We start from the raw sequence: 21,442 nt of genomic DNA on the forward strand, positions 1-21,442 counted from the left end.
GAAGCGAGCACGCCAACCCTCTGCAGGCCACCATGTCCTATCCCATTGCCTACCAGCTCTATTCCTCGCGCAACTTCCCGCCGCTGGCAGCGCAACTGCCCCTGCTCAAGGCCATGGGCTACGACGCCGTCGAGCCCTGGTTGCCGGCCTACGAGGCCGATCCAAGACTGTTCCGGCGCCAGCTCGATGATGCGGGCCTGGCCTGCTACGGCTTTCACATGCCGCTGGCCGGGCTGGTATCCGAGCCGAACCGCTTCATCGACATTGCCCTGACCCTGGGCGCGACGGTGATGATCCCGCCCTATGTCTGCGCCGAGGAGCGGCAGAACACGCCGGGCTATTGGCAGGATCTGGGCCGCAAGCTGGCCCGAGGTGCGGAACTGGCGGCGCCCCACGGGCTCAAGGTGGCGTGGCACAACCACGATTTCGAATATGCCCCGCTGCCCGACGGCACAAGGCCCATCGACCACATTTTCGCGGCGGGCGGGCCTGCGGTCTGGTTCGAGATCGACTGCGGCTGGATCACCAGGGCCGGCGCCGATCCGGCCGCCGAACTGGAGCGCTATGCCGATCGCATCGTCGCCATCCAGACCAAGGACACCGCGCCCATAGGCACCACGGAGGATGATGGCTGGACCGCGACCGGCGACGGCATCGTCGACTGGGCCGCCCTGGTGCCGCTGTTTGGCCAGACCAGGGCCAGTCATATCGTCACCGAGCACGACAATCCCGGCGACTGGCAGCGCTTTGCCCGGCGCTCCATTGACCACCTGAAGTCCATGGGCGTCTGACCCGGCAAGGCCGAGCCTACCTACGAAAACACCTCAAATGCCGAGGCTGGCGCGCGCGGCCGGCAGCAGAAAGCCGCTCAGAAATCGTGCAGCTGGACGCTTTGCGCGGCGCTGTCCAGCAAGGTGCGGGCGACCATGGCTTCTTCCTTGGCGCCGCCCGTCAGGTCCACCCGCAGCACAAAGGCATGGGGGTAGCGGGCCTGCAGGTCACCCAGCAGGGAGGAACTGAGCAGCGGGAATGCCCCCACGCGCGAAATCTCGTTCGCGGCCGAGCCGACATCGAAGGTCTCGCAGCGCTCGACACCCTGGCTGCGTAGCTTGGAGGTAACGGCGTCCAGATCAGCGACAGTGGTAAAGATGCCGATCGCGGCGCGACGACGAACCTCAGACATGGGGACTCTCTGCGCGATCAGTGGCTGTCGCCGTCACATTCGGCGAGTTGGCGGAGACGCTCGAGGCTGCGCACCTGGAAGCTGCCGCGGTCAGGAAGGTCAATGATGCGCAAGGAGCGCAGCCGGGTCATGTTGCGGCTGACCGTTTCAATGGTGAGGCCAAGATAGTCGGCGATGTCGGCCCGGCACATGGGCAGCGGCAGGCGCTCGCCCGAGGCCGGATCGGCCGACTTGCGCGCCATGGTCAAAAGGAAGCTGGCGATCCGCTCGATGGCAGTCTTGCGGCACAGCAGCAGCGACAGGTCCTGCAGCGTCTCGACTTCACCACGGGCCACTTCGAGCAGCTTTTCGGCCAGTTCGGGACGATCGCGCATGGCGCGCAGCAGCGACAGCTTGTGGATGACGCGCACGCGGGTGGTGGTCAGCGCATCGCAGTCAAAGCGGTAGGTGTCGCCATGGCCGAAGCCGACGATATCGCCGGGAAAGGCAAAGGCGACGATCTGGCGGCGACCATCGGGGAAAATCTTGTAGGCGCGCACCGCGCCGCTCAGGATCTCGTAGAAGGCGATGGTCTCATCGCCTTCGCGAAACAAGGCATCATAGGGGGCCAGCAGGCGAACAGCGCCGGTACCGGTGCCCTCGCTGGGCCAGAGCGTTTGAGTCTGCAATGGTGATGCATTATCAGAAAGCTGCATGATGAATCTTCCAAACCGCAAATCATCGTGGATGTGGTCTATATGCGCTTGGCCGTGTAAGCGCCGTACGGCAGCTTTGTCGTGATTTGTAACCCAATGTAACGGGCGCCCTGCCCCTGCATGCGAGATGCCGAGCCAGACCCATGAGCGATCGCCAGCATCACATTCTGATCGTCGATGACGACGCCCAGATTCGCCGCATGCTGCGGCGCTGTTTCGAGGATGAGGGCTACCGCGTCAGCGAGGCCATGGCGCAGGCCGGCGTCGACGCGGCGCTGGCCACCGGGGTGGACCTGATCACCCTCGATCTCAACCTGGATGGTACGGATGGGCTCTCGATTGCCCGCGCCGTCAGGCAGAACTGGGATATTCCCATCATCATGATCACCGGCAAGGGCGACATGATCGACCGCATCGTGGGCCTCGAAATCGGCGCCGACGACTATATCGCCAAGCCCTTCCATCTGCGCGAAGTGCTGGCCCGCGTGCGGTCGGTCTTGCGCCGTACGCAGCCGCGGCCGGCCCCGCTCGCCACGTCCTCAACCGCCGCACCGCCCAAGACGGCCCAGGTGCGCTTTGATGGCTTCATGCTCGATCTGGATCGTCGCGATCTGACCGGCCCTGACGGGGAAATCCGCCTGACCAGCGGCGAGTTCGACCTGCTGGCGCTATTCGCCCGGCACCCGCATCGTGTGCTCAGCCGTGATCAGATCATGGATCTGCTCAAGGGGCATGACTGGAGCCCCAATGACCGCAGTATCGACAATCAGGTGGTCCGGCTGCGCAAGCTGATCGAAGCCGATGCCCGCGCGCCCCGCCTGCTCAAGACCGTGCGCGGCGCGGGCTACAGCTTTACGCCACAGTCGCTGCAGTCCTGACCGTCATGACTTGAGGGCATCATCGATGGCGGCGGCGAGCTCGGCGAGCCGATAGGGCTTGTTGAGGATCTTGAGGGGGCCATCCCCGCCGGTGCCGCCCTCGCGCGACAGTTCCTCGGCATAGCCCGAGGTCAGCAATACCGGCATATTGGGATAGAGCGCCTGCACCTTGGCGCGCAGCTCGAAGCCGCTCATGCCGCCGGGCATGACCACGTCGGAGAACAGCAGGTCCACCGGCCTGCCGCCCGCGAGAATGTCGATGGCCTCGGCGCCGCTGCCCGCGGCCAGAACGGTGTAGCCCAGTTGCGTCAGACGGGTCACGGTCAGCTTGCGCACCCGTTCGTCGTCCTCGACAGCCAGGATGGTCTGCCCGGCCCCGACCAGCGTCGAGCCGCCGAGATCGGCATCGACCACCAGCGTCGGCTCGACGCGGTGGCGTGGCAGATAGATGGCAACGATGGTGCCCTTGCCCGGCGTGCTGTCAATGGTGGCCAGGCCGCCCGACTGCTTGGCAAAGCCATAGATCATCGACAGGCCCAGGCCGGTGCCACGCCCCATCTCCTTGGTGGTGAAGAACGGCTCGAAGGCGCGCTCACGCACGCCCGTGCTCATGCCCTCGCCGGTATCGGATACGGCCAGCTGCACATAATCGCCGGGGCTCAGCCCATCGAGCCGACTGGCCATATCGTCACTGATCGTCACATTGGACGTTTCGATGACCAGGCGCCCGCCGCGCGGCATGGCATCGCGGGCATTGACGGCGAGGTTGACGATGGCGCTCTCGACCTGGGAGGGATCGACGCGGACTGGCCACAGGCTGGGGGTCAGCGAACTGGAGAGATAGATGGTCTCGCCCAGGGTGCGGTGCAGCATGTCGGTGAGACCGAGCACGAAACTGTTGAGGTTGATGCTTTCCGGCTCGAGATGGGAGCGACGGGCAAAGGCCAGCAAGCGGGCGGTCAGGCGGGCGCCGAGATCGGCGGCGTCGAGCGCTTCAGTGGTCAGTTCGCGCTGCAGTGGCGTCGTCAACTTGCCTTCGAGCATTTCCAGATTGCCGATGATCACCGTCAGCAGATTGTTGAAATCATGGGCAATGCCGCCGGTCAGCTGGCCCATGGCTTCCATCTTCTGGGCCTGGCGCAGCGCCAGTTCGGTGGCCTTGTGGGCCGACAGATCGTGGATGATGCCGGTAAAGAAAGTGCGGCCGTCCATTTCGAATTCGCTGACCGCCAGCTGCATGGGAAACACAGTGCCGTCGCTGCGGCGCCCGCTGACTTCGCGGCCAATGCCGATAATGCGGCGCCGACCCGTGGTGCGGTAATTGTGCAGATAGCCATCGTGCTCGACCTGATAGGGGGCGGGCATGAGAAATTTGACGTTGCGACCCAGGAACTGGTCCTGGTCATAGCCGAACAGGCGCGCGGCCGCCGGATTGACCGTGGTGATGGTGCCAATGGCATCGATGGTGATGATGGCATCCACCGCCGATTCCAGAATCGACTGCAGTTTGCGCGCCTGACCCAATAGCGATGAATTGCTGTCGTTATCGTCGGTCAAGGCAGGTCACCAATGGTTGTGTTCACCGCGTACAGCATGCCCGAATTCAGCGACAAGCCAATGAAACTGCTGGTCTAATCCGCAATGCTGCGCCTATGGCCTACACGTGTCCCACAATTGGCGGACCTTGGCAATTCAGGCCTGGCTGCACGGCGCCCCACGGCGCCCCGTCATGGCATTCAGTGGCCGGATTGATACAGGTCAAGGGGACCTGGCTCCTGCCCTGCTAGCCTGCGCGGTAATGGAGCCGGCTCTCGATGCACCTGTCGAGGCTGGCAACCGTCCTGGGAGGAGATGCATATGGCACACGTCGTGGTACTCGGCGCCGGACTTGGTGGCACTATACTGGCCTACGAACTGCGCGATGCCCTCGGTGCCGTGCATCAGGTCAGCGTAATCAACAAGGGCCCGGAATATTCCTTTGTGCCATCCAATCCGTGGGTTGCCGTGGGCTGGCGCGATCGCAATGCCGTTACGGTCGATCTGGCGCCGGTCTTTGCCAAGCGCAAGATTGATTTCTATCCACAAGGTGCCCAGCGGCTGCATCCAGCCGAGAAGCGTGTCGAACTGACCGATGGCCGTAGCATCAGCTACGATTATCTGGCCATCTCCACGGGGCCGGAACTGGCGTTTGACGAGATTCCCGGCTTCGGGCCCGAACATTTCACCCAGTCCGTCTGTCAGATCGATCATGCGCTGGCGGCCAAGCCGGCCTTTGACGCGCTGGTGGCCAATCCGGGGCCGGTGATCATCGGCGCGGTGCAAGGCGCCTCCTGCTTCGGGCCGGCCTATGAGTTCGCCTTCATTCTCGAAAAAGCACTGCGCGACGCCAAGGTCCGCGACCGGGTGCCGATGACCTTTGTGACCGCCGAGCCCTATATCGGCCATCTCGGGCTGGATGGCGTGGGCGACACCAAAGGCATGCTCGAGAGCGCCATGCGCAACCGGCACATCAAGTGGATCTGCAATGCCAAGGTGGACAAGGTCGAGGCCGGCAAGCTCAGCGTATCGGAAATCGCCGAGGATGGTTCGGTCAAACAGGCACATGAACTGCCGTTTGCCTATTCGATGATGCTGCCGGCCTTCCGCGGCGTCGCCGCCGTGCGCGATATCGAGGGGCTCACCAATCCGCGCGGCTTCATCCTGGCCGACAAGTATCAGCGCAACCCGGCCTTCCCGGAAATCTTCTCGGTGGGCGTCTGCGTGGCGATTCCGCCCCTGGCCAAGACCCCGGTGCCGGTGGGCGTGCCCAAGACCGGCTTCATGATCGAATCCATGGTCACGGCAACGGTGCAGAACATTGCCCGGCTGGTGGCGGGCGAACAGCCCAATGCCATTCCCACCTGGAACGCCATCTGTCTGGCCGACTTCGGCGATTCAGGCATTGCCTTCGTCGCCCAGCCGCAATTGCCGCCGCGCAATGTGAACTGGTCGGCCGAGGGCAAGTGGGTGCATCTGGCCAAGATCGGCTTCGAAAAATACTTCCTGGGCAAAATTCGCTCGGGCAAGTCAGAGCCCTTCTACGAGCACCTTGCCCTGCAGGTGCTGGGGATCGACAAGCTCAAGGCGGTCAATACAGAGCCGGCCGAATAACGCCCGCCCGCCACCGCCGCACAGAGCAATGGCACCTGCAGGCGCCATTGTTGCCCGGCGTCAGTTCACGGCGCCGCGGGAATTGGCGCGCACCGGTATTGCCGCAGCCGGCCGGCACCGCACGTCGCGGCGAAAATCGGTGGGTGACATGCCGGCGATCTTGCGGAACGACTTGTTGAAGGCACTGAGCGAGCCAAAGCCGCTATCCATGGCCACCTGCAGCACATTGGCCTCTTCCTGCATCAGCAGGGCCTGGGCGTAGCTGAGCCGCATCAGGTTGACATAGTCGTTGAGCGTCATGCCGGTCGACTTCTTGAAAACCGTCATGGCGTATTTGGGATGAATATCGGCGGCGGCGGCAATGTCGGCGGAATCGATGTCCTCGCGGAAATTGTCGGCGATGAAATCACAGATGCGCACCACGATCGGCGATGAATGGTGATCGAGCCCGTCCACCGCGCTGACCACATCGGCCGGTCCCGGCAGCAGGTCATAGGCGTCAAAGCGCACCCGTTCGATGCGCAGCAGCAGCTCATCGACGGCCATGCTGGCCTTCATCGGGTCGCCGGAACGCGCATAGTCGTTCCATCGCGCAAAATTGACCGGGTCGGAGGCGTCGGTGGCGCGGGTCACCAGGGTGGCCCCCTGCATCAGCTTTGACTGCACGTTCTGCGGCAGCCGCAGACGGAAGAAATGCACCAGCGGCAGGTGTCCGCCGGCATAGATTAGGTCGTCCGAGGCATCGTCGAGCCAGTGCGGCAGACCGCCCCAGAACAGGGCCATATCCCCGGCATTGAAGCGCACATCATGCCCGCTCATGCGGTAATGCGCCCAGCCGCGAACAATGAAATTGACCTCGACCTGGGCGTGCCAGTGGGCCGCGCGCATCACCAAGGGCGACGCATGGAACATCTGCAGTTCGGTGGGCAGCCGTTCCACGCCATTGGCCTCGGGCACATAATAGGCTCGGGGCGCCATCTTACTTTCCGCCAACTCTACATACCTTTTGGCATAGACGTATTGCACCAGAAGCATAGCTTAGGAAGGGCTCGCGCTAAGAGCAAATGAAAAGGGAGGATCTTTCATGAACCGCATCGCATCACGGTGGCACCAGAAGCTCGCCGTCGCCCTCGCCGGCATCAGCCTGCTGACCGTCGCCGCCGCATCGGCCGGCGAAATCTCGGTCTGGGTCTGGGACAAGGCCTTCAATGGCGACACCATGCGCGAGGCCGGCGCCCTCTACACAGCCGAGCATCCCGGCGTCACCCTCAACGTCGACGACACCGCCAGCCAGGACGATATCCGCGCCAAGCTGCAGACGCAGCTGCTGGCCGGCAGCACCGAAGGTCTGCCCGATATCGTGCTGATCCAGGACGACATTGCCCAGAAATACCTGCAGTCCTTCCCGGGCGCCTTTGAGCCGCTGTCGGATTCGATCGATATGTCGGTGTTCGCGCCCTACAAGGTCGCCGCCGCCACGCTGGACGGCAAATCCTATTCCGTGCCGTTCGATTCGGGCGTGACGGGCCTGTTTTACCGCTCCGATTATCTCGAGGAAGCCGGCTTCACCGCGGCCGACCTCGAAAACATCACCTGGGATCGCCTGGTCGAAATCGGCACCGAGATCAAGGCCAAGACCGGGCATCTGCTGCTCGACCTCGACCTCAACGATACCGGCCTGATCCGCATGATGATGCAGTCGGCGGGCGAGTGGTATTTCAACGAGGACGGGAGCCTGAACATCGTCGACAATGCGCCGCTCAAGAAGGCGCTTGAAAGCTATGCCAAGTTCTACCAGGCCGGCCTGGTCAAGCCCGTTTCCGGCTGGGCCGAGTATACCGGCGCCTTCACCTCGGGCGAAGTCGCCATGGTGCCGGTCGGCGTCTGGATCACCGCGACCATCAAGGCCAATGCCGATCAGTCCGGCATGTGGGGCGTTGCCCCCATTCCGCGCCTCGACATCGAGGGCTCGGTCAATGCGTCCAACCAGGGCGGCTCGAGCTGGTTCGTGCTGGCGTCATCAGACAACAAGGAAGAGACCATCGACTTCCTCAAGACCGTCTGGGCCGGCAATACCGACTTCTACCAGGACATCCTGATCAAGCGCGGTGCCGTGGGCTCGCTGCTGGCCGCCCGCGACGGCGATGCCTTCAAGGCCTCCGATGAGTTCTTCGGCGGCGCGCCCGTCTGGCAGAATTTCTCGGCCTGGCTCGGCCAGATCCCAAGCGTGGACTATGGCACCTTCACCGCCGAAGTCGATGCGGCCGTGCAGGCCCAGCTGCCCACGATCATCGAGGGCGGCGACATCGACGCGGCCCTGCAGGCGATCAACGACCAGGCCACCCAGCAGATGCAATAGGCTGACTGACGGGGCGGGCTCCGGCTCGCCCCACTGGTCAGGTGCCGCCTGGCGGTACCCGACCGCTATCGGCCACATGGCGTTGCACTATCAGGGAGGCTGACAATTGGCACAGGCGCGACTGGATCGCCGCGAGCAGATCACGGGCTGGGCATTCATCGCCCCTGCCCTCGTCCTGCTTGGACTGTTCATGATCTATCCCATCGTCTGGTCGCTCTGGATGAGCTTCCAGGTCGGCAAGGGGATGAATCTGAGCTTTGGTGGCTTCACCAATATCGTGCGGCTGACCAAGGATACGGTGTTCCTGCGGGCGCTGGGCAATACCTTCACCTTCTTCATCATCCAGGTGCCCATCATGATCACCCTGGCGCTGCTGTTCGCGGTGGCGCTCAATGATGCGACCCTAAAATTCCGCGGCCTGTTCCGTACCGCCATCTTCCTGCCCTGCGTCACCTCGCTGATCGCCTATTCGACGCTGTTCAAGTCAATGTTCGCCACCGATGGCGTGGTCAACCAGGCGCTGATGGCCATCCACGCCATCTCCGGACCGATCTCCTGGTTCGGCGACCCCTTCTGGGCCAAGGTCGTGGTCATCATCGCCATCACCTGGCGCTGGACCGGCTACAACATGATCTTCTATCTGGCGGCGCTGCAGAATATCGACCGCTCGATCTATGAGGCCGCCCGCATTGACGGCGTGCCGGCCTGGGCACGCTTCCGCTACCTGACCATTCCCATGCTCAAGCCGGTGATCCTGTTCACCACGGTGATCTCCACCATCGGTACGCTGCAGCTGTTCGACGAGGTCTACAACTTCACTGCCGGCACCGGCGGCCCCTCGGATTCGACGCTCACCCTCTCGCTCTACATCTACAACCTGACCTTCAAGTTCATGCCCAGCTTCGGCTATTCGGCGACCGTGTCCTGGGTCATCGTCATCGTGGTGGCGATCCTGAGCTTCCTGCAGTTCCTGGTAGCCCGCGACCGGAGGGTCAAGCCATGACCGTTTCGCCGATGACCGACATCGCCGCCGACCGGACGATCGCCACACGCTCCTTCATGCCGGGCAATGCCTGGGCCCTGGTGCGCCGCGGCCTCGTCTATCTGATGCTCAGCGTGGCCGCCTTCATCTCGGTCTTCCCGTTCTTCTGGATGATCGTGGGCGCCACCAACAGCTCGGCCGACATCATCAAGGGCAAGGCCAGTTTCGGCGATGCCTTGTTCACCAATGCCGCCACCTTCTTCACCCAGGTCGATGCGCTGCGGGTGTTCTGGAATTCCGGCCTCATTGCCGTGGTCGCCACCGCGCTGACGCTGGTGATCTCCTCGCTGGCCGGCTACGGCTTCGAGATGTTCCGTTCGCGCATTCGCGAGCGCATCTTCAGCCTCTTGCTGCTGCTGCTGTCGATCCCGTTTGCGGCGATGATGGTGCCGCTCTTCGTGATGTTCGCCCAGGCCAAGCTGGTCAATACCTTCGTGGCGGTGATCCTGCCCACCGTGGCCTCGATTTTCATCATCTTCTACTTCCGCCAGGCGACCAAGGCCTTCCCCAGCGAGCTGCGCGACGCGGCCAAGATCGACGGGCTCAAGGAGTGGCAGATTTTCCTCTTCGTCTACATGCCGGTGATGCGCTCGACCTATGCGGCGGCCACCATCATCATCTTCATGACCAACTGGAACAACTATCTGTGGCCGCTGATCGTGCTGCAGACGGCCGAGAACAAGACCATTACCCTGATCCTCTCCGCCCTCACCTCGGCCTATACGCCCGATTACGGCATGCTGCTGTTCGGGACGGTGCTCGCCACCCTGCCCACCCTCGTCATTTTCTTCCTGCTCCAGCGCCGCTTCGTCGAAGGCATGCTGGGCGCGGTCAAATAGGTGCAATTAACATGAGCAGCTTGAAACTCACGGGCGTGCGCAAGTCCTACGGCAATCTCGAGGTCATCAAGGGCGTGGACCTCGAAATCAAGAGCAAGGAATTCGTCGTCTTTGTCGGCCCCTCGGGTTGCGGCAAGTCGACCCTGCTGCGCATGATTGCCGGGCTTGAACATATCACCGCCGGCGACCTCGAGATCGGCGGGCAGCGCATGAACGAGGTCGATCCGTCCAAGCGCGGCATTGCCATGGTGTTCCAGTCCTATGCGCTCTATCCGCATATGACGGTACGCGAGAATATGGGCTTTGCCCTGCGTTTTGCCGGTGTCGCTAAGGAGCAGATCGCCATCCAGGTGCAGGAAGCGGCGCGCGTCCTGGCGCTGGAGCCGCTGCTCGACCGCGTGCCCAAGGAGCTCTCGGGCGGTCAGCGGCAACGCGTCGCCATTGGCCGGGCCATCGTGCGCAATCCGCAGGTCTTCCTGTTCGACGAGCCGCTGAGCAATCTGGATGCCGAGCTGCGCGTGCATATGCGCATCGAGATCGCCCGGCTGCACAAGGAATTGCAGACCACCATCGTCTATGTGACGCATGATCAGGTCGAGGCCATGACCCTGGCCGACACCATAGTGGTGCTGCGTGATGGCCGCATCGAACAGGTCGGCCGGCCGCTCGACCTCTATGACAATCCGGCCAATCTCTTCGTGGCGGGCTTTATCGGCTCGCCGCGGATGAACTTCATGGCCGGCAGCGTCACCGCTTCGGGCGGGGGCACGATCACCGTCGCGCTGACCCATCAGGGCAAGGCCCAGGTCACCCTGCCCGTCACCGGCACGGCGCCCGCCGTCGGCGACGTCGTCACGCTGGGCCTGCGGGCCGAGCATTTCGGGGCCGCGGGCGCCGGTGGTGCCGATATCCATCTGGATATCGACGTGGCCGAGCATCTCGGCTCCACCAGCTATATCTACGCCAATACCAAGACCGGCGAGCAGATCATCGTCGAGCGCGAGGAATCGCGCAACGAGCTCGATCGAGAGAGCATCACCGTCTCGATCGACCCGGAACGGGCCTATCTGTTCAACGCCCAGGGGCAGCGCATCCAGTAGCGCTGGCCACCTACGACTTCCATCAAACCGGCCGGTTGGCCGGACCTCTGTTTTGACGAAAAAGGACCATTTTCATGGCTGAGAAAATTCGCTGGGGCATTATCGGACCCGGCAGCATCGCCAAGGCGTTTTTTGGCGGCGTCGCCGATTCCAGGCATGGCGTGATCGCGGCCGTTGCCACCCGCAATCCGGACAAGCCGAACCTGGCCACCGACTTCCCGGGCGTCCGCGTCGTCAAGGGCTATGAAGCCCTCCTGGCCGACCCCGAAATCGACGCCGTCTATATTGCCGTGCCCCATACCGGCCATGCCGAATGGGCGATCAAGGCCGCCGAGGCCGGCAAGCATGTGCTGGTGGAAAAGCCCTTTGCGCTGTCCTCGTTTGAAATCAGCGCCGTGCTGCATGCGCATAAAAAGGCCGGCACCTTTGCCGGCGAAGCCTTCATGTATCGCCTGCATCCGCAGACCGCCAAGCTGATCGATCTGGTCCAGTCCGGCGCGATCGGCGAGGTGCGGATGATCCAGTCCAGCTTTGGCTTCTCGATGGGCAAGTTCCAGCCCGAGCATCGCCTGTTCGCCTCCGCGCTGGCCGGTGGCGGCATTCTCGATGTCGGCGGCTATCCCGTCTCGATGGCCCGGCTGATTGCCGGCGCCGCCATGGGCAAGCCCTTTGCCGATCCGGTCAAGGTCTCCGGCACGGCCAAACTCAATGCCGAAGGCACCGATGACTGGGCCGCCGCAGTGCTGACCTTCGAGAATGGCATTGTCGCCCAGGTCTCCTGCGCGGTGATGGTCAATCTCGACAATGTGCTGCGCATCCATGGTTCGGAAGGCCGCATCGAAGTGCCCGATTTCTGGTTTGCCGGCGGCGACCGCACCAAGGGCGAAGGCCGCATCGACGTCATCAAGAGTGGCAAGACCGAGACGATCAGCGTGGGCGAGCAACGCCACGTCTATTCCTTCGAGGCCGATGCCGCAGCCGAGGCGATCTTTGCCAAGCGGCAGGAACTGGCGGCGCCGGGCATGAGCTGGGATGACAGCCTGGGCAATGCCCGGGTGCTCGACCAGTGGCGTCGCGATGCCGGGATCGAATTCTCGGTCGAAAAAGCAGCCAACCGCACCAAGACCCTGGACAACCGCCCCCTCGGCGCCAATAGCGGCGTCATTCCTAAGCGCTCGATTCCCGGCCTCTCCAAGCAGGCCTCGGCCGTGGCCCTGGGCTTTGAGGATTTCCGCAGCTTTGCCTCGGGCGCCATCCTGCTCGACGCCTTCTGGGAAAAGGGCGGCAATATCTTCGACACGGCCTTCGTCTACGGCAATGGCTATACCGAGAAGCTGTTCGGCGAATGGCACACCAATCGCGGCACCCGCGAGGGTGCCGTGCTGATCGGCAAGGGGGCGCATAGCCCGCTGGTCTATCCCGACGTCATCGCCAAGCAGCTGACGCAGTCGCTTGACCGGCTGCAGACCGACTATGTCGACGTCTACTTCATGCACCGCGACAATCCCGAGGTCCCGGTCGGCGAATTCGTCGATGCCATGCATGCCGAGGTCAAAGCCGGCCGCATTCGCGGGCCGTTCGGCGGGTCCAACTGGACCATGGAGCGTTTCGACGCCGCCGTGGAATATGCCGAGCGCACCGGCAAGACCAAGCCCATGGCGTTGAGCAACAATTTCGCGCTCAGCGAAATGCTGGTGCCGATCTGGGATGGCTGCGTCACCTCGGCTTCGGACGAATGGAAGAAGTGGTTGACCGATACCCAGACCACCAATTTCTCCTGGTCCAGCCAGGGCCGTGGCTTCTTTACCGACCGCGCCGGTCGCGACAAGACCGACAATGAGGAACTGGTGCGCTGCTGGTACAATGACAAGAACTTCGCCCGCCGCGACCGCGCCATCGAGCTGGCCCAAAAAATTGGCCACAATCCGATCCATGTCGCCCTGGCCTTCGTCCTGGCCCAGCCCTTCCCATCCGTCCCGCTGATCGGGCCGCGCACGCTGGGCGAGCTCGACGACAGCCTAAAAGCCTTCGAGATCAAGCTGACGCCCAACCAGGTGGCCTGGCTCGACCACGGCTAGAAACGACGAAAGGGCCCTGCGGGGCCCTTTCTTCTGGCTTTAGCGGTTATGGCGCGGTGCGCCGCTCGCAGGCTAAGGCAGCTCCAGATCGCCCCATGGTGATCGACCGCCCGATCAGTCAGTCTGCCGCGCCATCCGCCCATAGCCATGGATTTCGCTTAGGAAAGAGCCGTGCGGCCAGTCGACTCGGAGATGTAGATTTCTCGATTCAGGATGCGCAGCTGCATCGCCTTTTCCAGCATAGCATGAAAATCCGGGCTGCTGGTATGCGCATCGAGTGCTGCCTTGTCGGCCCACCCTTCTGCCAAGTGAAACACGCCCGGCTCGTTCACGTCCTGGGAGGCGATATAGTAGAGGCATCCTGGCTTGCTTGCCGTGTCGGGAACTGAACCCGCTGCAATGCTGGCGAAGGCCGCCGCATCCGCAGGATCAACCCTGTAGGTGCCCACTATGCTCAAATAGGTATCGGTCGAACTGCTCATCGTTTTCTCCATAAGCGCGCTCAAGGCTGGCCGGCGTCTCGCTACCGAGCCTTCAGCCCTGACATTCAATCCCGGGGGGGACTGCTATGGGGGAAATAGGCCATTGCTTTTTATTCCACCAGTATGCACCTTTTGGTAAGTACCTTTGAGGAGCATTGAAGCATGCCGAGGCCCCCCTTTTCCTGCGGACTGGATGCCGTTCTGGCTATCTCGGGCGGCAAGTGGAAACCGCTGATCATCTACCACCTGGCCCATGGCACGCACCGCTACGGCGAATTGAGGCGGGCTGTCGGCAAGGTCACCGACAAGATGCTGATCCAGCACCTCAAAGAGATGGTCGCCGATGGCTTGGTTGCCAGACACGACTTCAAAGGCATCCCCCCGAAAGTCGAGTATGCGCTTACCCCCTTGGGGAAGAGCCTTGCTGAGGCTCTTGCGCCCCTATGCGTTTGGGGTACGGAGCAAATGTCGGTTGTTGAGAAGGTTGTGACCGCGCGTGACTTGGTGGCCGCCCGAAATGGGTCATAGAGGAAGTGCGGTTCCAAAGTCGAGAAAATGCCGACAGAGGGCCGCTTTAGAGGACCGGCGGTCAGTTCGGAACGACCGAAACGGAGTCGACTCCACCAAGGCAGATAGGCGCCCCATTTCAGGCGTTGGACCGCGTCGGCTATTCCCCAATAGCGGTCGTTCCACCTCAAGATCCAGCAACAGCAAAAATGGGGTGGGTTGCGGACTGGCGGCTTTCAGCTGCATTCGTTGAAGGCGCATCTAGTGGGGCTGGCACAGTTGTGGCCGGGAAACAGACATAGGTCGACTGGCGAGTTTGTTCTATATCCGGAAGGTCATATCTGGGAGGATTGTGCAAGTGGTTGAGAGCTTGATGATAACGTCGGTAGATGAGGCGGTGCTTAAATGGTGTCGAGGCGATCAGGGTATCGCTCAGCACTTCAAGGGAAAACACCATGAACACCATCATGATCACCGGCAGCTCGTCTGGCTATGGACTCGAAACGGCCCGCTTCTTCCTTGCTCAAGGGTGGAACGTCGTCGCCACGATGCGCAAGCCAAACCACGACCTTCTGCCTGCTTCCGAACGGCTCCGCGTCATCGCTCTGGATGTCACCGACGAGCCTAGCATTGCCGCCGCTCTGGAGGCGAGCGGGCCTATCGACGTCCTGGTCAATAATGCTGGGATCGGTGTGGTCGGGGCATTTGAGGCGACCCCGATGAGCCATGTTCGAAAGGTGTTCGAAACAAACACTTTTGGCGTGATGGCGATGACGCAGGCCGTCCTGCCGATGTTTCGCGCACAGAACTCGGGCGCGGTGGTCAATGTCACCTCCAGCGTGACCCTGGCGCCGATGCCGCTTGCCGCAGCCTATACCGCCAGCAAGCAGGCCATTGAGGGCTTCACCGGCTCCCTGGCGCATGAACTGTCGGCATTCAATATCCGGGCCAAGCTGGTCGAGCCTGGTTATGCACCAACGACCCGCTTCTCGCAAAATTCGGCCATCAACATCGACGATCTTATCCCTCCCGCTTACCAGGTCTTTGCCCAGCCGATCTTTGCAGCTTTTGCCAGGCCAACGCTCACCACCAAGGAGAGTGACGTCGCAGAAGCTGTATGGGCGGCCGTGCACGACACATCAGGCCAGCTGCGCTTTCCCGCCGGACCAGACGCTGTGGAACTCGCGCGGGCGAGCTAGGTCCGGTTTGGACGTACCTGGGTGGGGTTGCTGCACCGCGTACCTTCCAAGAATGGTCTCGCGGCAGGCTTGCACAATGCTATCGTGGGCTGGACTGTGTTGGCGTGAGGTGCTCATCCACCTCACGCCAAGTCTGAAGGGAGTTGTCGTGTGGAAAAGCAGATTGCAGAACTTGGGGACCTGATTGCTCGTCATGCCCGATCTGACATGGGTACAGCGATACCAGGCGTCATGCTGGCGCGACAGGACGTATCCACCCACGAACACACCATGTCCGGGACTGTGATGGCTCTGGTTGCACAAGGCGCCAAGCACCTGGTCCTGGGCGACCGCATGTACGAATATCATCCTGGCCAATACCTGGTGGCGTCAGTGGATCTGCCGGTCACAGGCAGGTTCATTGATGCCAGTCCAGACCATCCCGCACTCGGCTTCGGGTTCGTGCTTGAACCCGTGGCCATAGCCGAGCTTCTGCTTCAGGCCCCATCAGATGGGGTACGGCAGGAAAATGGCATCACTCCATCCGGCATGCAGGTCAGTGACGCATCACCCCCTTTGCTGGATGCTGTTCTGCGTATGGTCCGCTTGCTCGACACTCCTCGGGACATCGCTATCCTTGCGCCACTCGTCAAGCGAGAGATCCTCTGGCGTCTGATTGCGGGAGAACAAGGTAGCGCGGTGCGCCAGCTCGGGCTGGCCGACAGTCACCTCAGTCACATTTCACGAGCCGTTAGCTGGATCCGCCTGCACTATGCCGCATCCTTCCGCGTGGAAGACGTCGCCGAGTTCGTGGGGATGAGCGTGTCGGCCTTCTACCGCAACTTCCAGGCCGTGACTGCCATGAGCCCGATCCAGTTCCAAAAGCAGCTTCGACTGCAGGAGGCTCGATTGCTACTGGCCTCATATCCAAACGACGTCACTGGCGCCGGGTTCAAGGTTGGCTACGATAGTGCATCCCAGTTCAGTCGCGAGTATCGTCGGTATTTTGGTATGCCGCCCAGTCAAGATGCTCAGAGGCTCCGGTTGGGCAACGCCAAACATCGTCTGATGCTGCCCCAGCCGTGATGCTACCGCAGCTTTCAGGAAATCGCGATGGCTGCTCCATTGGCCGACATGGGGTAGGAAGCGGCCAGTCTGTTCTGTTTTGTCCGGCGAGTCCGGTTCATGCCTGTTGCCCGGAAGAACTTATCCCCGGCTGCTCCGGCGCGATTACACTTCTGCCCATCACCCCGCATGGGCGGCCTGCAGGCGAACAGTGGTGGGGTGGGCTGGGTGGAGGACGCCTCTTCCACAGGTTCCACGCTTCGGTTGCGACAGGGCGAGCGACCCCTAGGACCGGACAGTTCCAAAAACCAGCACCCCGAGGCGGCCACCGTCTCACTATTTAACTCACTCAGGGGCGATTGCCGCTTCGGGGTTCGTCCCTAGACCTATAACCGGAGGCCATTGGTCGTCCGGCGCCTTGGCTCATCTTTACGTCGAGAGGCGCGGTCACATGCCTGTGTCTGCTTGCAGCGGGCGCTGCCCTGGCCTATATCCATCGTCGCGGGACGATAGAGCCCCGCAATGTTCTCAGGGCGGGGTGCGATTCCCCACCGGCGGTAAAGGCGGCAACGCCAAGCCCGCGAGCGCCTTCGGACTTGATGTCCCTGGGGTCAGCAGATCCGGTGTAACTCCGGAGCCGACGGTATAGTCCGGATGAAAGAGAACGGGACCAACGCTGGCACGCCTGCGTCCGCCTCCCTTTGGAGCCGGGCGAGGCACCGGCGAGACTTCCCGTAACCCTGAGGAAACTGGTTACGGAAAGGACTTTTGATGAACCACGTTTCCTCGACTCCCCACAATGGCGCCACGACCGGCGCCCTGTTCATGGTGGTGGCCAGCTTGGCTTTCGCCGGCACCAACCTGCTGCAGTCGTCGCTGCCCACCCCGGTGGAATATGGCGGCTATGGCATGAGCTCGACCGGCATGGCCTTCTGGCAATATCTGATTGCCTCGGTACTGGCGCTGCCACTGATCCTGCGCATCGGCATCAGCAAGCTGCGCACACGCCATCCATTGGTGCACGAAATCCGTGCCTTCGTCTCGGCGCTGGGCGTGCATGTCTTCGTCTATGGCTTCGCCTCGGGTGTGCCGATCTGGCAGATGGTGACCCTGCTGGCCACCGGTCCGCTGTTCATAATCCTCGGCTCGACGCTGTTCCTGGGCGAGCGCGCCTCCACGGCCCGCATTCTGGCCGGACTGGTGGGCTTTGTCGGCGCCATCATCATCTCGGGGGTCGGCAGCGAGGGACTGAGCCTAGTGACCCTTATCCCTGTCGTGGCCGCCGCCCTCTGGGCCACGACCGACGTGCTGACCAAATATCTTGCCCGCGAGGAATCGCCGGAGACGCTGACCATCTCGCTGCTGGTGCTGGTAACGCCCAACCACCTGCTGATCCTGCTGGCCGTCAACGCCTTTGCCTTTCTGGCGCCGGGTGCAGTGCCGGCGGGCCTGGCCACCGGCTTCCCATTCGCCCTTCCCTCGGGCAATGCGCTGTGGCTGCTGCTGCTGCTCGGGGCCCTCACGGCGGCCGCGCAATATCTGCTCAGCTTCGCCTACAAAGTGGCCGACGCCACCTATCTGCAGCCCTTTGGCGACCTCAAGGTGCCGCTGAGCGGCTTGCTGGGCTGGATCGTGCTGAGCCAGATGCCCTCGATCTGGTTCTGGCCCGGTTCGCTGCTGATCCTGGGCGCGTCGAGCTTCATCCTGTGGGCCGAAACGCAGAACCGGCAGAAACTCAGCATGGCCTGATCGACCGCGGGTCGCCGTCCGCGGCGACCCGATTGTTCTGATGCTGGAACGGGCATTCGAGAAAACTTGATCCCGGGCGCGGTTTGGGGACTATGCTGGGCGCAAGACGAGAGCCCACCATGACCCAGACCGACACCAGAGACCTGCCGCCCGAGGATTTCGAGACGCTGCGCGCCGTCATTCTCGAGCGCAAGGGGGAATTGCCCAAGCGGCTGACCCAGGTGGCCGCCTATGCGCTGGACCATCCCGACGAAATCGCCTTTGGCACAGCGGCCAGCATTGCCACTTCGGCGCAGGTGCAGCCCTCGACGCTGGTACGCTTTGCCCAGCATTTCGGCTTTGACGGCTTTTCCGGGCTGCAGTTGCTGTTCCGCGCCCGGCTGCGCGGCCGCACGTCGTCCTATGAAGAGCGCCTCAAGACGCTGGAACAGGACGGCGCGGCTTTGGCCGAAAGCACCACTATTTTCAATGGCTTCGTTGCCGCCGGCCACCGATCGCTCGATGCCATCGCGGCGGCGGTGGATCCCGATGCGCTGGAACGGGCGGTGAGCCTGCTGGCCAAGGCGGACACCATCTATCTCATCGCCAAGCGCCGCTCCTATCCGATCACCAGCTATATGGCCTATGCCTTTGGCAAGCTGAAGGTAAAGTGCCATCTGGTCGGCACCTCGGCCGGCATTGACGATGATATCCTCGCCATGGCGACACCGCACGACGCGGCCTTTGCCATCAGTTTTGCGCCCTATGCGTCCGAGAGCGCGGCCCAGGCGCGCTCGCTGGCCGCACGCGGCGTGCCGGTGGTATCGCTCACCGATTCGGCGTTTTCCCCGCTGGCGGAATGCTCGCGCGAATGGTTCGAGGTGGTCGAGGCCGACCATGCCGGCTTCCGCTCGCTCTCGGCCAGCATGGCCTTTGCCATGGCGCTGACCGTCTCCATTGCCGAGCATAGGCGACGCGGCTAGCCGCCATTTGGTCACAAGTCTGAACGCATGATGACTGGCTGCGGCAGCAAATTCCATTGATGGAATGGGCATTCCATATTGACGCGAAGCCGGAACCCATGTTTCATCGCAGGCAACAGCCGTCCGGCTCAAACCGGCAGGCCGCGGATGGAATGGGAGAACAAGAGTGAGCACTGCGCAAGCCGGTACCGGCGCAAAGAGCCTCGACGTCATCACCATTGGCCGGGCCTCGGTCGACCTCTATGGCCAGCAGATCGGCACGCGGCTCGAAGATATCGGCAGCTTTGCCAAATCGGTCGGCGGTTGCCCCGCCAATATCGCGGTTGGCACGGCGCGGCTGGGGCTCAAGTCAGCGCTGATCACCCGGGTCGGCAATGAGCAGATGGGCCGCTTCATCGTCGAGCAGCTGGCCCGCGAAGGCGTTGCGACCGCCGGCATCGCCACCGATCCCGAGCGCCTGACGGCGCTGGTGCTGCTCTCGGTTGAAGCCGAAGGCGTATCGCCGATGATCTTTTATCGCACCGAGTGCGCCGACATGGCCCTGTCGGAAGCCGATATCGACCCGTACCTCATCGCCTCGGCGCGCGCCATTGTGGTCACCGGCACGCACTTTTCTCGGCCAAACAGCGAAGCCGCACAGAAAAAGGCCATCGCTCTGGCCAAGGCCAGTGGCGCCCGCGTCGCCTTCGACATCGACTACCGCCCCAACCTATGGGGCCTGGCCGGCCACGATGCCGGTTTCGAGCGCTATGTCGCCTCCGACATGGTCTCGCAGAAATACCAGTCGGTGCTGCCCGACTGCGACCTGATCGTCGGCACCGAAGAGGAGATCCTTATCGCCTCGGGCGCGGCCGACCTGCTCACCGCGCTCAGGACGATCCGCACGCTGTCCTCCGGCACGATCGTCCTGAAGCGCGGGCCCATGGGCTGCATTGTCTATGACGGCGCCATTCCCGACGACCTCGAAGCGGGCATTGTCGGCAAGGGCTTTCCCATCGAGGTCTATAATGTGCTGGGCGCCGGCGATGCCTTTATGAGCGGCTGGCTGCGCGGCTGGCTGACGGGCGAACCACATGCCACGAGCGCCACCTGGGCCAATGCCTGCGGCGCCTTTGCCGTATCGCGGCTGATGTGCTCGCCGGAATATCCGAGCTGGGCCGAGCTGAGCCACTTTCTGGCCAAGGGCAGTTCCGAGCGCGCGCTGCGCAAGGATGCTGAACTCAACCACCTGCATTGGGCGACCAATCGCCGGCGTGCCATTCCGAGCCTGATGGCGCTCGCCATCGATCACCGCAGCCAGATCGAGGATATGGCAGCGGGCGATCCGCAGAAGCTGGCGCGCATCCCCGCATTCAAGGCGCTGGCGGTCAAGGCCGCCGTGCAGGTGGCCAATGGGCGGCCCGGCTTTGGCATGCTGCTCGACGACAAATATGGTCGGGACGCGCTGTTCGCCTCCGCCGCCCTGCCCGATTTCTGGATCGGCAGGCCGATCGAGCTGCCCGGCAGCCGGCCGCTGCAGTTTGAATTCAGCCAGGACCTCGGCTCGCGGCTGGTGGACTGGCCGGTCGACCACTGCATCAAGGTGCTGTGCTTCTACCATCCCGACGATGCCAATGAGCTCAAGGCGCAGCAGATTGACAAGCTCCGCACTGCCTATGACGCTGCCCGCAAGATCGGCCGCGACCTGCTGGTGGAGATCATCGCCAGCAAGCATGGCCCGGTGGGCGACGATAGCATTCCCCGCGCCATGACCGAGATTTACGCTGCAGGCATCAAACCCGACTGGTGGAAGCTCGAGCCTCAGGCGAGTGCCGCAGCCTGGGCAGCCATCGATGCAGTGATCGATACGCACGATCCGCATTGCCGCGGCATTGTGCTGCTGGGCCTCGACGCGACGCAGGAAGCGCTGGAAACCGGCTTTGCGCTGGCCCAGACTTCGCAGCAGGTCAGGGGATTTGCCGTAGGTCGCACCATCTTCGCCGGGGCGGCAAAGGCCTGGCTGGCGGGCAGGATCAGCGATGAAAACGCCGTGGCCGATATGGCAGGCCGCTTTGGCGCCTTGGTGACGGTGTGGCAGCGGCTGGGCGACAGCAAGGCAGCGTAAGCAATTCCCGCATCGCCGCGCTATGCTAGATTGAGATGCAGGCGCTGCTGCGCCAACGACAAGGAAAAGGC

Annotated in this window: 20 protein-coding genes and 1 riboswitch; of the genes, 14 read left to right on the forward strand and 6 right to left on the reverse strand. The window is 62.8% G+C overall.

Annotation, left to right across the window (positions count from 1 at the left end):
* Positions 1 to 32 precede the first annotated feature (32 nt).
* The gene (locus AC4NN3_RS05500) at positions 33 to 791 is read left to right on the forward strand and encodes a sugar phosphate isomerase/epimerase family protein (RefSeq protein WP_491926081.1); all 759 of its coding nucleotides are present in this window, start codon (positions 33 to 35) and stop codon (positions 789 to 791) included.
* A 77-nt stretch (positions 792 to 868) separates the two neighbouring features.
* Here the strand turns inward: AC4NN3_RS05500 and AC4NN3_RS05505 are convergent, their stop codons facing one another.
* On the reverse strand, positions 869 to 1,183 hold the full coding sequence (locus AC4NN3_RS05505; protein WP_491926082.1) for a hypothetical protein: 315 nt from the start codon (positions 1,181 to 1,183) through the stop codon (positions 869 to 871).
* Positions 1,184 to 1,200: 17 nt separating this feature from the next.
* Positions 1,201 to 1,878, reverse strand: a complete 678-nt coding sequence (locus tag AC4NN3_RS05510; protein WP_491926083.1) for a helix-turn-helix domain-containing protein — start codon at positions 1,876 to 1,878, stop codon at positions 1,201 to 1,203.
* A gap of 143 nt (positions 1,879 to 2,021) precedes the next feature.
* On the opposite strand from AC4NN3_RS05510, the gene AC4NN3_RS05515 reads away from it, so the two are divergent.
* Positions 2,022 to 2,756 carry a response regulator gene (locus AC4NN3_RS05515; RefSeq protein ID WP_491926084.1) on the forward strand — a complete coding sequence of 245 codons (735 nt, stop codon included), beginning with the start codon at positions 2,022 to 2,024 and terminating at the stop codon, positions 2,754 to 2,756.
* Between the two features lie 3 nt (positions 2,757 to 2,759).
* On the opposite strand, the gene AC4NN3_RS05520 is transcribed toward AC4NN3_RS05515, so the two are convergent.
* A complete protein-coding gene (locus tag AC4NN3_RS05520; protein WP_491926085.1) occupies positions 2,760 to 4,313 on the reverse strand; it encodes a PAS domain S-box protein in 1,554 nt (517 codons plus the stop codon).
* Between the two features lie 300 nt (positions 4,314 to 4,613).
* Here AC4NN3_RS05520 and AC4NN3_RS05525 point away from each other — a divergent pair, with 300 nt between their 5' ends.
* Positions 4,614 to 5,906: an NAD(P)/FAD-dependent oxidoreductase gene (locus AC4NN3_RS05525; RefSeq protein WP_491926086.1), complete on the forward strand. Its 1,293-nt coding sequence runs from the start codon at positions 4,614 to 4,616 to the stop codon at positions 5,904 to 5,906.
* A 60-nt stretch (positions 5,907 to 5,966) separates the two neighbouring features.
* Here AC4NN3_RS05525 and AC4NN3_RS05530 read toward each other — a convergent pair whose 3' ends face one another.
* Complete coding sequence (locus AC4NN3_RS05530) at positions 5,967 to 6,884, reverse strand: helix-turn-helix domain-containing protein (protein ID WP_491926087.1); 918 nt, start codon at positions 6,882 to 6,884, stop codon at positions 5,967 to 5,969.
* 106 nt (positions 6,885 to 6,990) lie between these two features.
* On the opposite strand from AC4NN3_RS05530, the gene AC4NN3_RS05535 reads away from it, so the two are divergent.
* From AC4NN3_RS05535 to AC4NN3_RS05555, 5 genes are all read left to right on the forward strand, one after another.
* A complete protein-coding gene (locus AC4NN3_RS05535) occupies positions 6,991 to 8,265 on the forward strand; it encodes an ABC transporter substrate-binding protein (protein WP_491926088.1) in 1,275 nt (424 codons plus the stop codon).
* Between the two features lie 106 nt (positions 8,266 to 8,371).
* Positions 8,372 to 9,268 carry a carbohydrate ABC transporter permease gene (locus AC4NN3_RS05540; protein ID WP_491926089.1) on the forward strand — a complete coding sequence of 299 codons (897 nt, stop codon included), beginning with the start codon at positions 8,372 to 8,374 and terminating at the stop codon, positions 9,266 to 9,268.
* A gap of 104 nt (positions 9,269 to 9,372) precedes the next feature.
* A complete protein-coding gene (locus AC4NN3_RS05545) occupies positions 9,373 to 10,146 on the forward strand; it encodes a carbohydrate ABC transporter permease (protein WP_491926468.1) in 774 nt (257 codons plus the stop codon).
* A gap of 11 nt (positions 10,147 to 10,157) precedes the next feature.
* On the forward strand, positions 10,158 to 11,246 hold the full coding sequence (locus AC4NN3_RS05550; RefSeq protein ID WP_491926090.1) for an ABC transporter ATP-binding protein: 1,089 nt from the start codon (positions 10,158 to 10,160) through the stop codon (positions 11,244 to 11,246).
* Between the two features lie 74 nt (positions 11,247 to 11,320).
* Positions 11,321 to 13,324, forward strand: a complete 2,004-nt coding sequence (locus tag AC4NN3_RS05555) for an aldo/keto reductase (protein WP_491926091.1) — start codon at positions 11,321 to 11,323, stop codon at positions 13,322 to 13,324.
* A gap of 158 nt (positions 13,325 to 13,482) precedes the next feature.
* Here the strand turns inward: AC4NN3_RS05555 and AC4NN3_RS05560 are convergent, their stop codons facing one another.
* The gene (locus tag AC4NN3_RS05560) at positions 13,483 to 13,806 is read right to left on the reverse strand and encodes a putative quinol monooxygenase (protein ID WP_491926092.1); all 324 of its coding nucleotides are present in this window, start codon (positions 13,804 to 13,806) and stop codon (positions 13,483 to 13,485) included.
* A 162-nt stretch (positions 13,807 to 13,968) separates the two neighbouring features.
* On the opposite strand from AC4NN3_RS05560, the gene AC4NN3_RS05565 reads away from it, so the two are divergent.
* Positions 13,969 to 14,334 carry a winged helix-turn-helix transcriptional regulator gene (locus tag AC4NN3_RS05565; RefSeq protein WP_491926093.1) on the forward strand — a complete coding sequence of 122 codons (366 nt, stop codon included), beginning with the start codon at positions 13,969 to 13,971 and terminating at the stop codon, positions 14,332 to 14,334.
* 166 nt (positions 14,335 to 14,500) lie between these two features.
* Here AC4NN3_RS05565 and AC4NN3_RS05570 read toward each other — a convergent pair whose 3' ends face one another.
* Entirely contained in the window at positions 14,501 to 14,770 is a 270-nt protein-coding gene (locus AC4NN3_RS05570; RefSeq protein ID WP_491926094.1) for a hypothetical protein, read from the reverse strand.
* On the opposite strand from AC4NN3_RS05570, the gene AC4NN3_RS05575 reads away from it, so the two are divergent.
* The 5 genes from AC4NN3_RS05575 to AC4NN3_RS05595 all read left to right on the forward strand — a co-directional run bounded on the left by AC4NN3_RS05575 (position 14,769) and on the right by AC4NN3_RS05595 (position 21,371).
* Positions 14,769 to 15,512: an SDR family oxidoreductase gene (locus AC4NN3_RS05575; RefSeq protein WP_491926095.1), complete on the forward strand. Its 744-nt coding sequence runs from the start codon at positions 14,769 to 14,771 to the stop codon at positions 15,510 to 15,512. The two genes, AC4NN3_RS05570 and AC4NN3_RS05575, sit on opposite strands and share 2 nt — an antisense overlap.
* Before the next feature lie 150 nt (positions 15,513 to 15,662).
* Positions 15,663 to 16,577, forward strand: a complete 915-nt coding sequence (locus tag AC4NN3_RS05580) for an AraC family transcriptional regulator (protein ID WP_491926096.1) — start codon at positions 15,663 to 15,665, stop codon at positions 16,575 to 16,577.
* Positions 16,578 to 17,076: 499 nt separating this feature from the next.
* A riboswitch (FMN riboswitch) is annotated at positions 17,077 to 17,226 on the forward strand.
* Positions 17,227 to 17,327: 101 nt separating this feature from the next.
* Positions 17,328 to 18,305, forward strand: a complete 978-nt coding sequence (locus AC4NN3_RS05585; protein ID WP_491926097.1) for a DMT family transporter — start codon at positions 17,328 to 17,330, stop codon at positions 18,303 to 18,305.
* A gap of 119 nt (positions 18,306 to 18,424) precedes the next feature.
* Entirely contained in the window at positions 18,425 to 19,267 is an 843-nt protein-coding gene (locus tag AC4NN3_RS05590; protein ID WP_491926098.1) for a MurR/RpiR family transcriptional regulator, read from the forward strand.
* 166 nt (positions 19,268 to 19,433) lie between these two features.
* Complete coding sequence (locus tag AC4NN3_RS05595; protein WP_491926099.1) at positions 19,434 to 21,371, forward strand: bifunctional 5-dehydro-2-deoxygluconokinase/5-dehydro-2-deoxyphosphogluconate aldolase; 1,938 nt, start codon at positions 19,434 to 19,436, stop codon at positions 21,369 to 21,371.
* The last annotated feature ends 71 nt before the right edge of the window (positions 21,372 to 21,442 follow it).

The sequence above is a fragment of the Devosia sp. MDV22-iso42 genome (assembly GCF_058629155.1).

Coding starts and splice junctions, on each gene's coding strand:
- AC4NN3_RS05500 (WP_491926081.1), top strand. CDS start 33: ATGTCCTATCCCATTGCCTACCAGCTCTATTCCTCGCGCAACTTCCCG.
- AC4NN3_RS05505 (WP_491926082.1), bottom strand. CDS start 1,183: ATGTCTGAGGTTCGTCGTCGCGCCGCGATCGGCATCTTTACCACTGTC.
- AC4NN3_RS05510 (WP_491926083.1), bottom strand. CDS start 1,878: ATGCAGCTTTCTGATAATGCATCACCATTGCAGACTCAAACGCTCTGG.
- AC4NN3_RS05515 (WP_491926084.1), top strand. CDS start 2,022: ATGAGCGATCGCCAGCATCACATTCTGATCGTCGATGACGACGCCCAG.
- AC4NN3_RS05525 (WP_491926086.1), top strand. CDS start 4,614: ATGGCACACGTCGTGGTACTCGGCGCCGGACTTGGTGGCACTATACTG.
- AC4NN3_RS05530 (WP_491926087.1), bottom strand. CDS start 6,884: ATGGCGCCCCGAGCCTATTATGTGCCCGAGGCCAATGGCGTGGAACGG.
- AC4NN3_RS05535 (WP_491926088.1), top strand. CDS start 6,991: ATGAACCGCATCGCATCACGGTGGCACCAGAAGCTCGCCGTCGCCCTC.
- AC4NN3_RS05545 (WP_491926468.1), top strand. CDS start 9,373: ATGCTCAGCGTGGCCGCCTTCATCTCGGTCTTCCCGTTCTTCTGGATG.
- AC4NN3_RS05550 (WP_491926090.1), top strand. CDS start 10,158: ATGAGCAGCTTGAAACTCACGGGCGTGCGCAAGTCCTACGGCAATCTC.
- AC4NN3_RS05555 (WP_491926091.1), top strand. CDS start 11,321: ATGGCTGAGAAAATTCGCTGGGGCATTATCGGACCCGGCAGCATCGCC.
- AC4NN3_RS05560 (WP_491926092.1), bottom strand. CDS start 13,806: ATGAGCAGTTCGACCGATACCTATTTGAGCATAGTGGGCACCTACAGG.
- AC4NN3_RS05565 (WP_491926093.1), top strand. CDS start 13,969: ATGCCGAGGCCCCCCTTTTCCTGCGGACTGGATGCCGTTCTGGCTATC.
- AC4NN3_RS05575 (WP_491926095.1), top strand. CDS start 14,769: ATGAACACCATCATGATCACCGGCAGCTCGTCTGGCTATGGACTCGAA.
- AC4NN3_RS05570 (WP_491926094.1), bottom strand. CDS start 14,770: ATGGTGTTTTCCCTTGAAGTGCTGAGCGATACCCTGATCGCCTCGACA.
- AC4NN3_RS05585 (WP_491926097.1), top strand. CDS start 17,328: ATGAACCACGTTTCCTCGACTCCCCACAATGGCGCCACGACCGGCGCC.
- AC4NN3_RS05590 (WP_491926098.1), top strand. CDS start 18,425: ATGACCCAGACCGACACCAGAGACCTGCCGCCCGAGGATTTCGAGACG.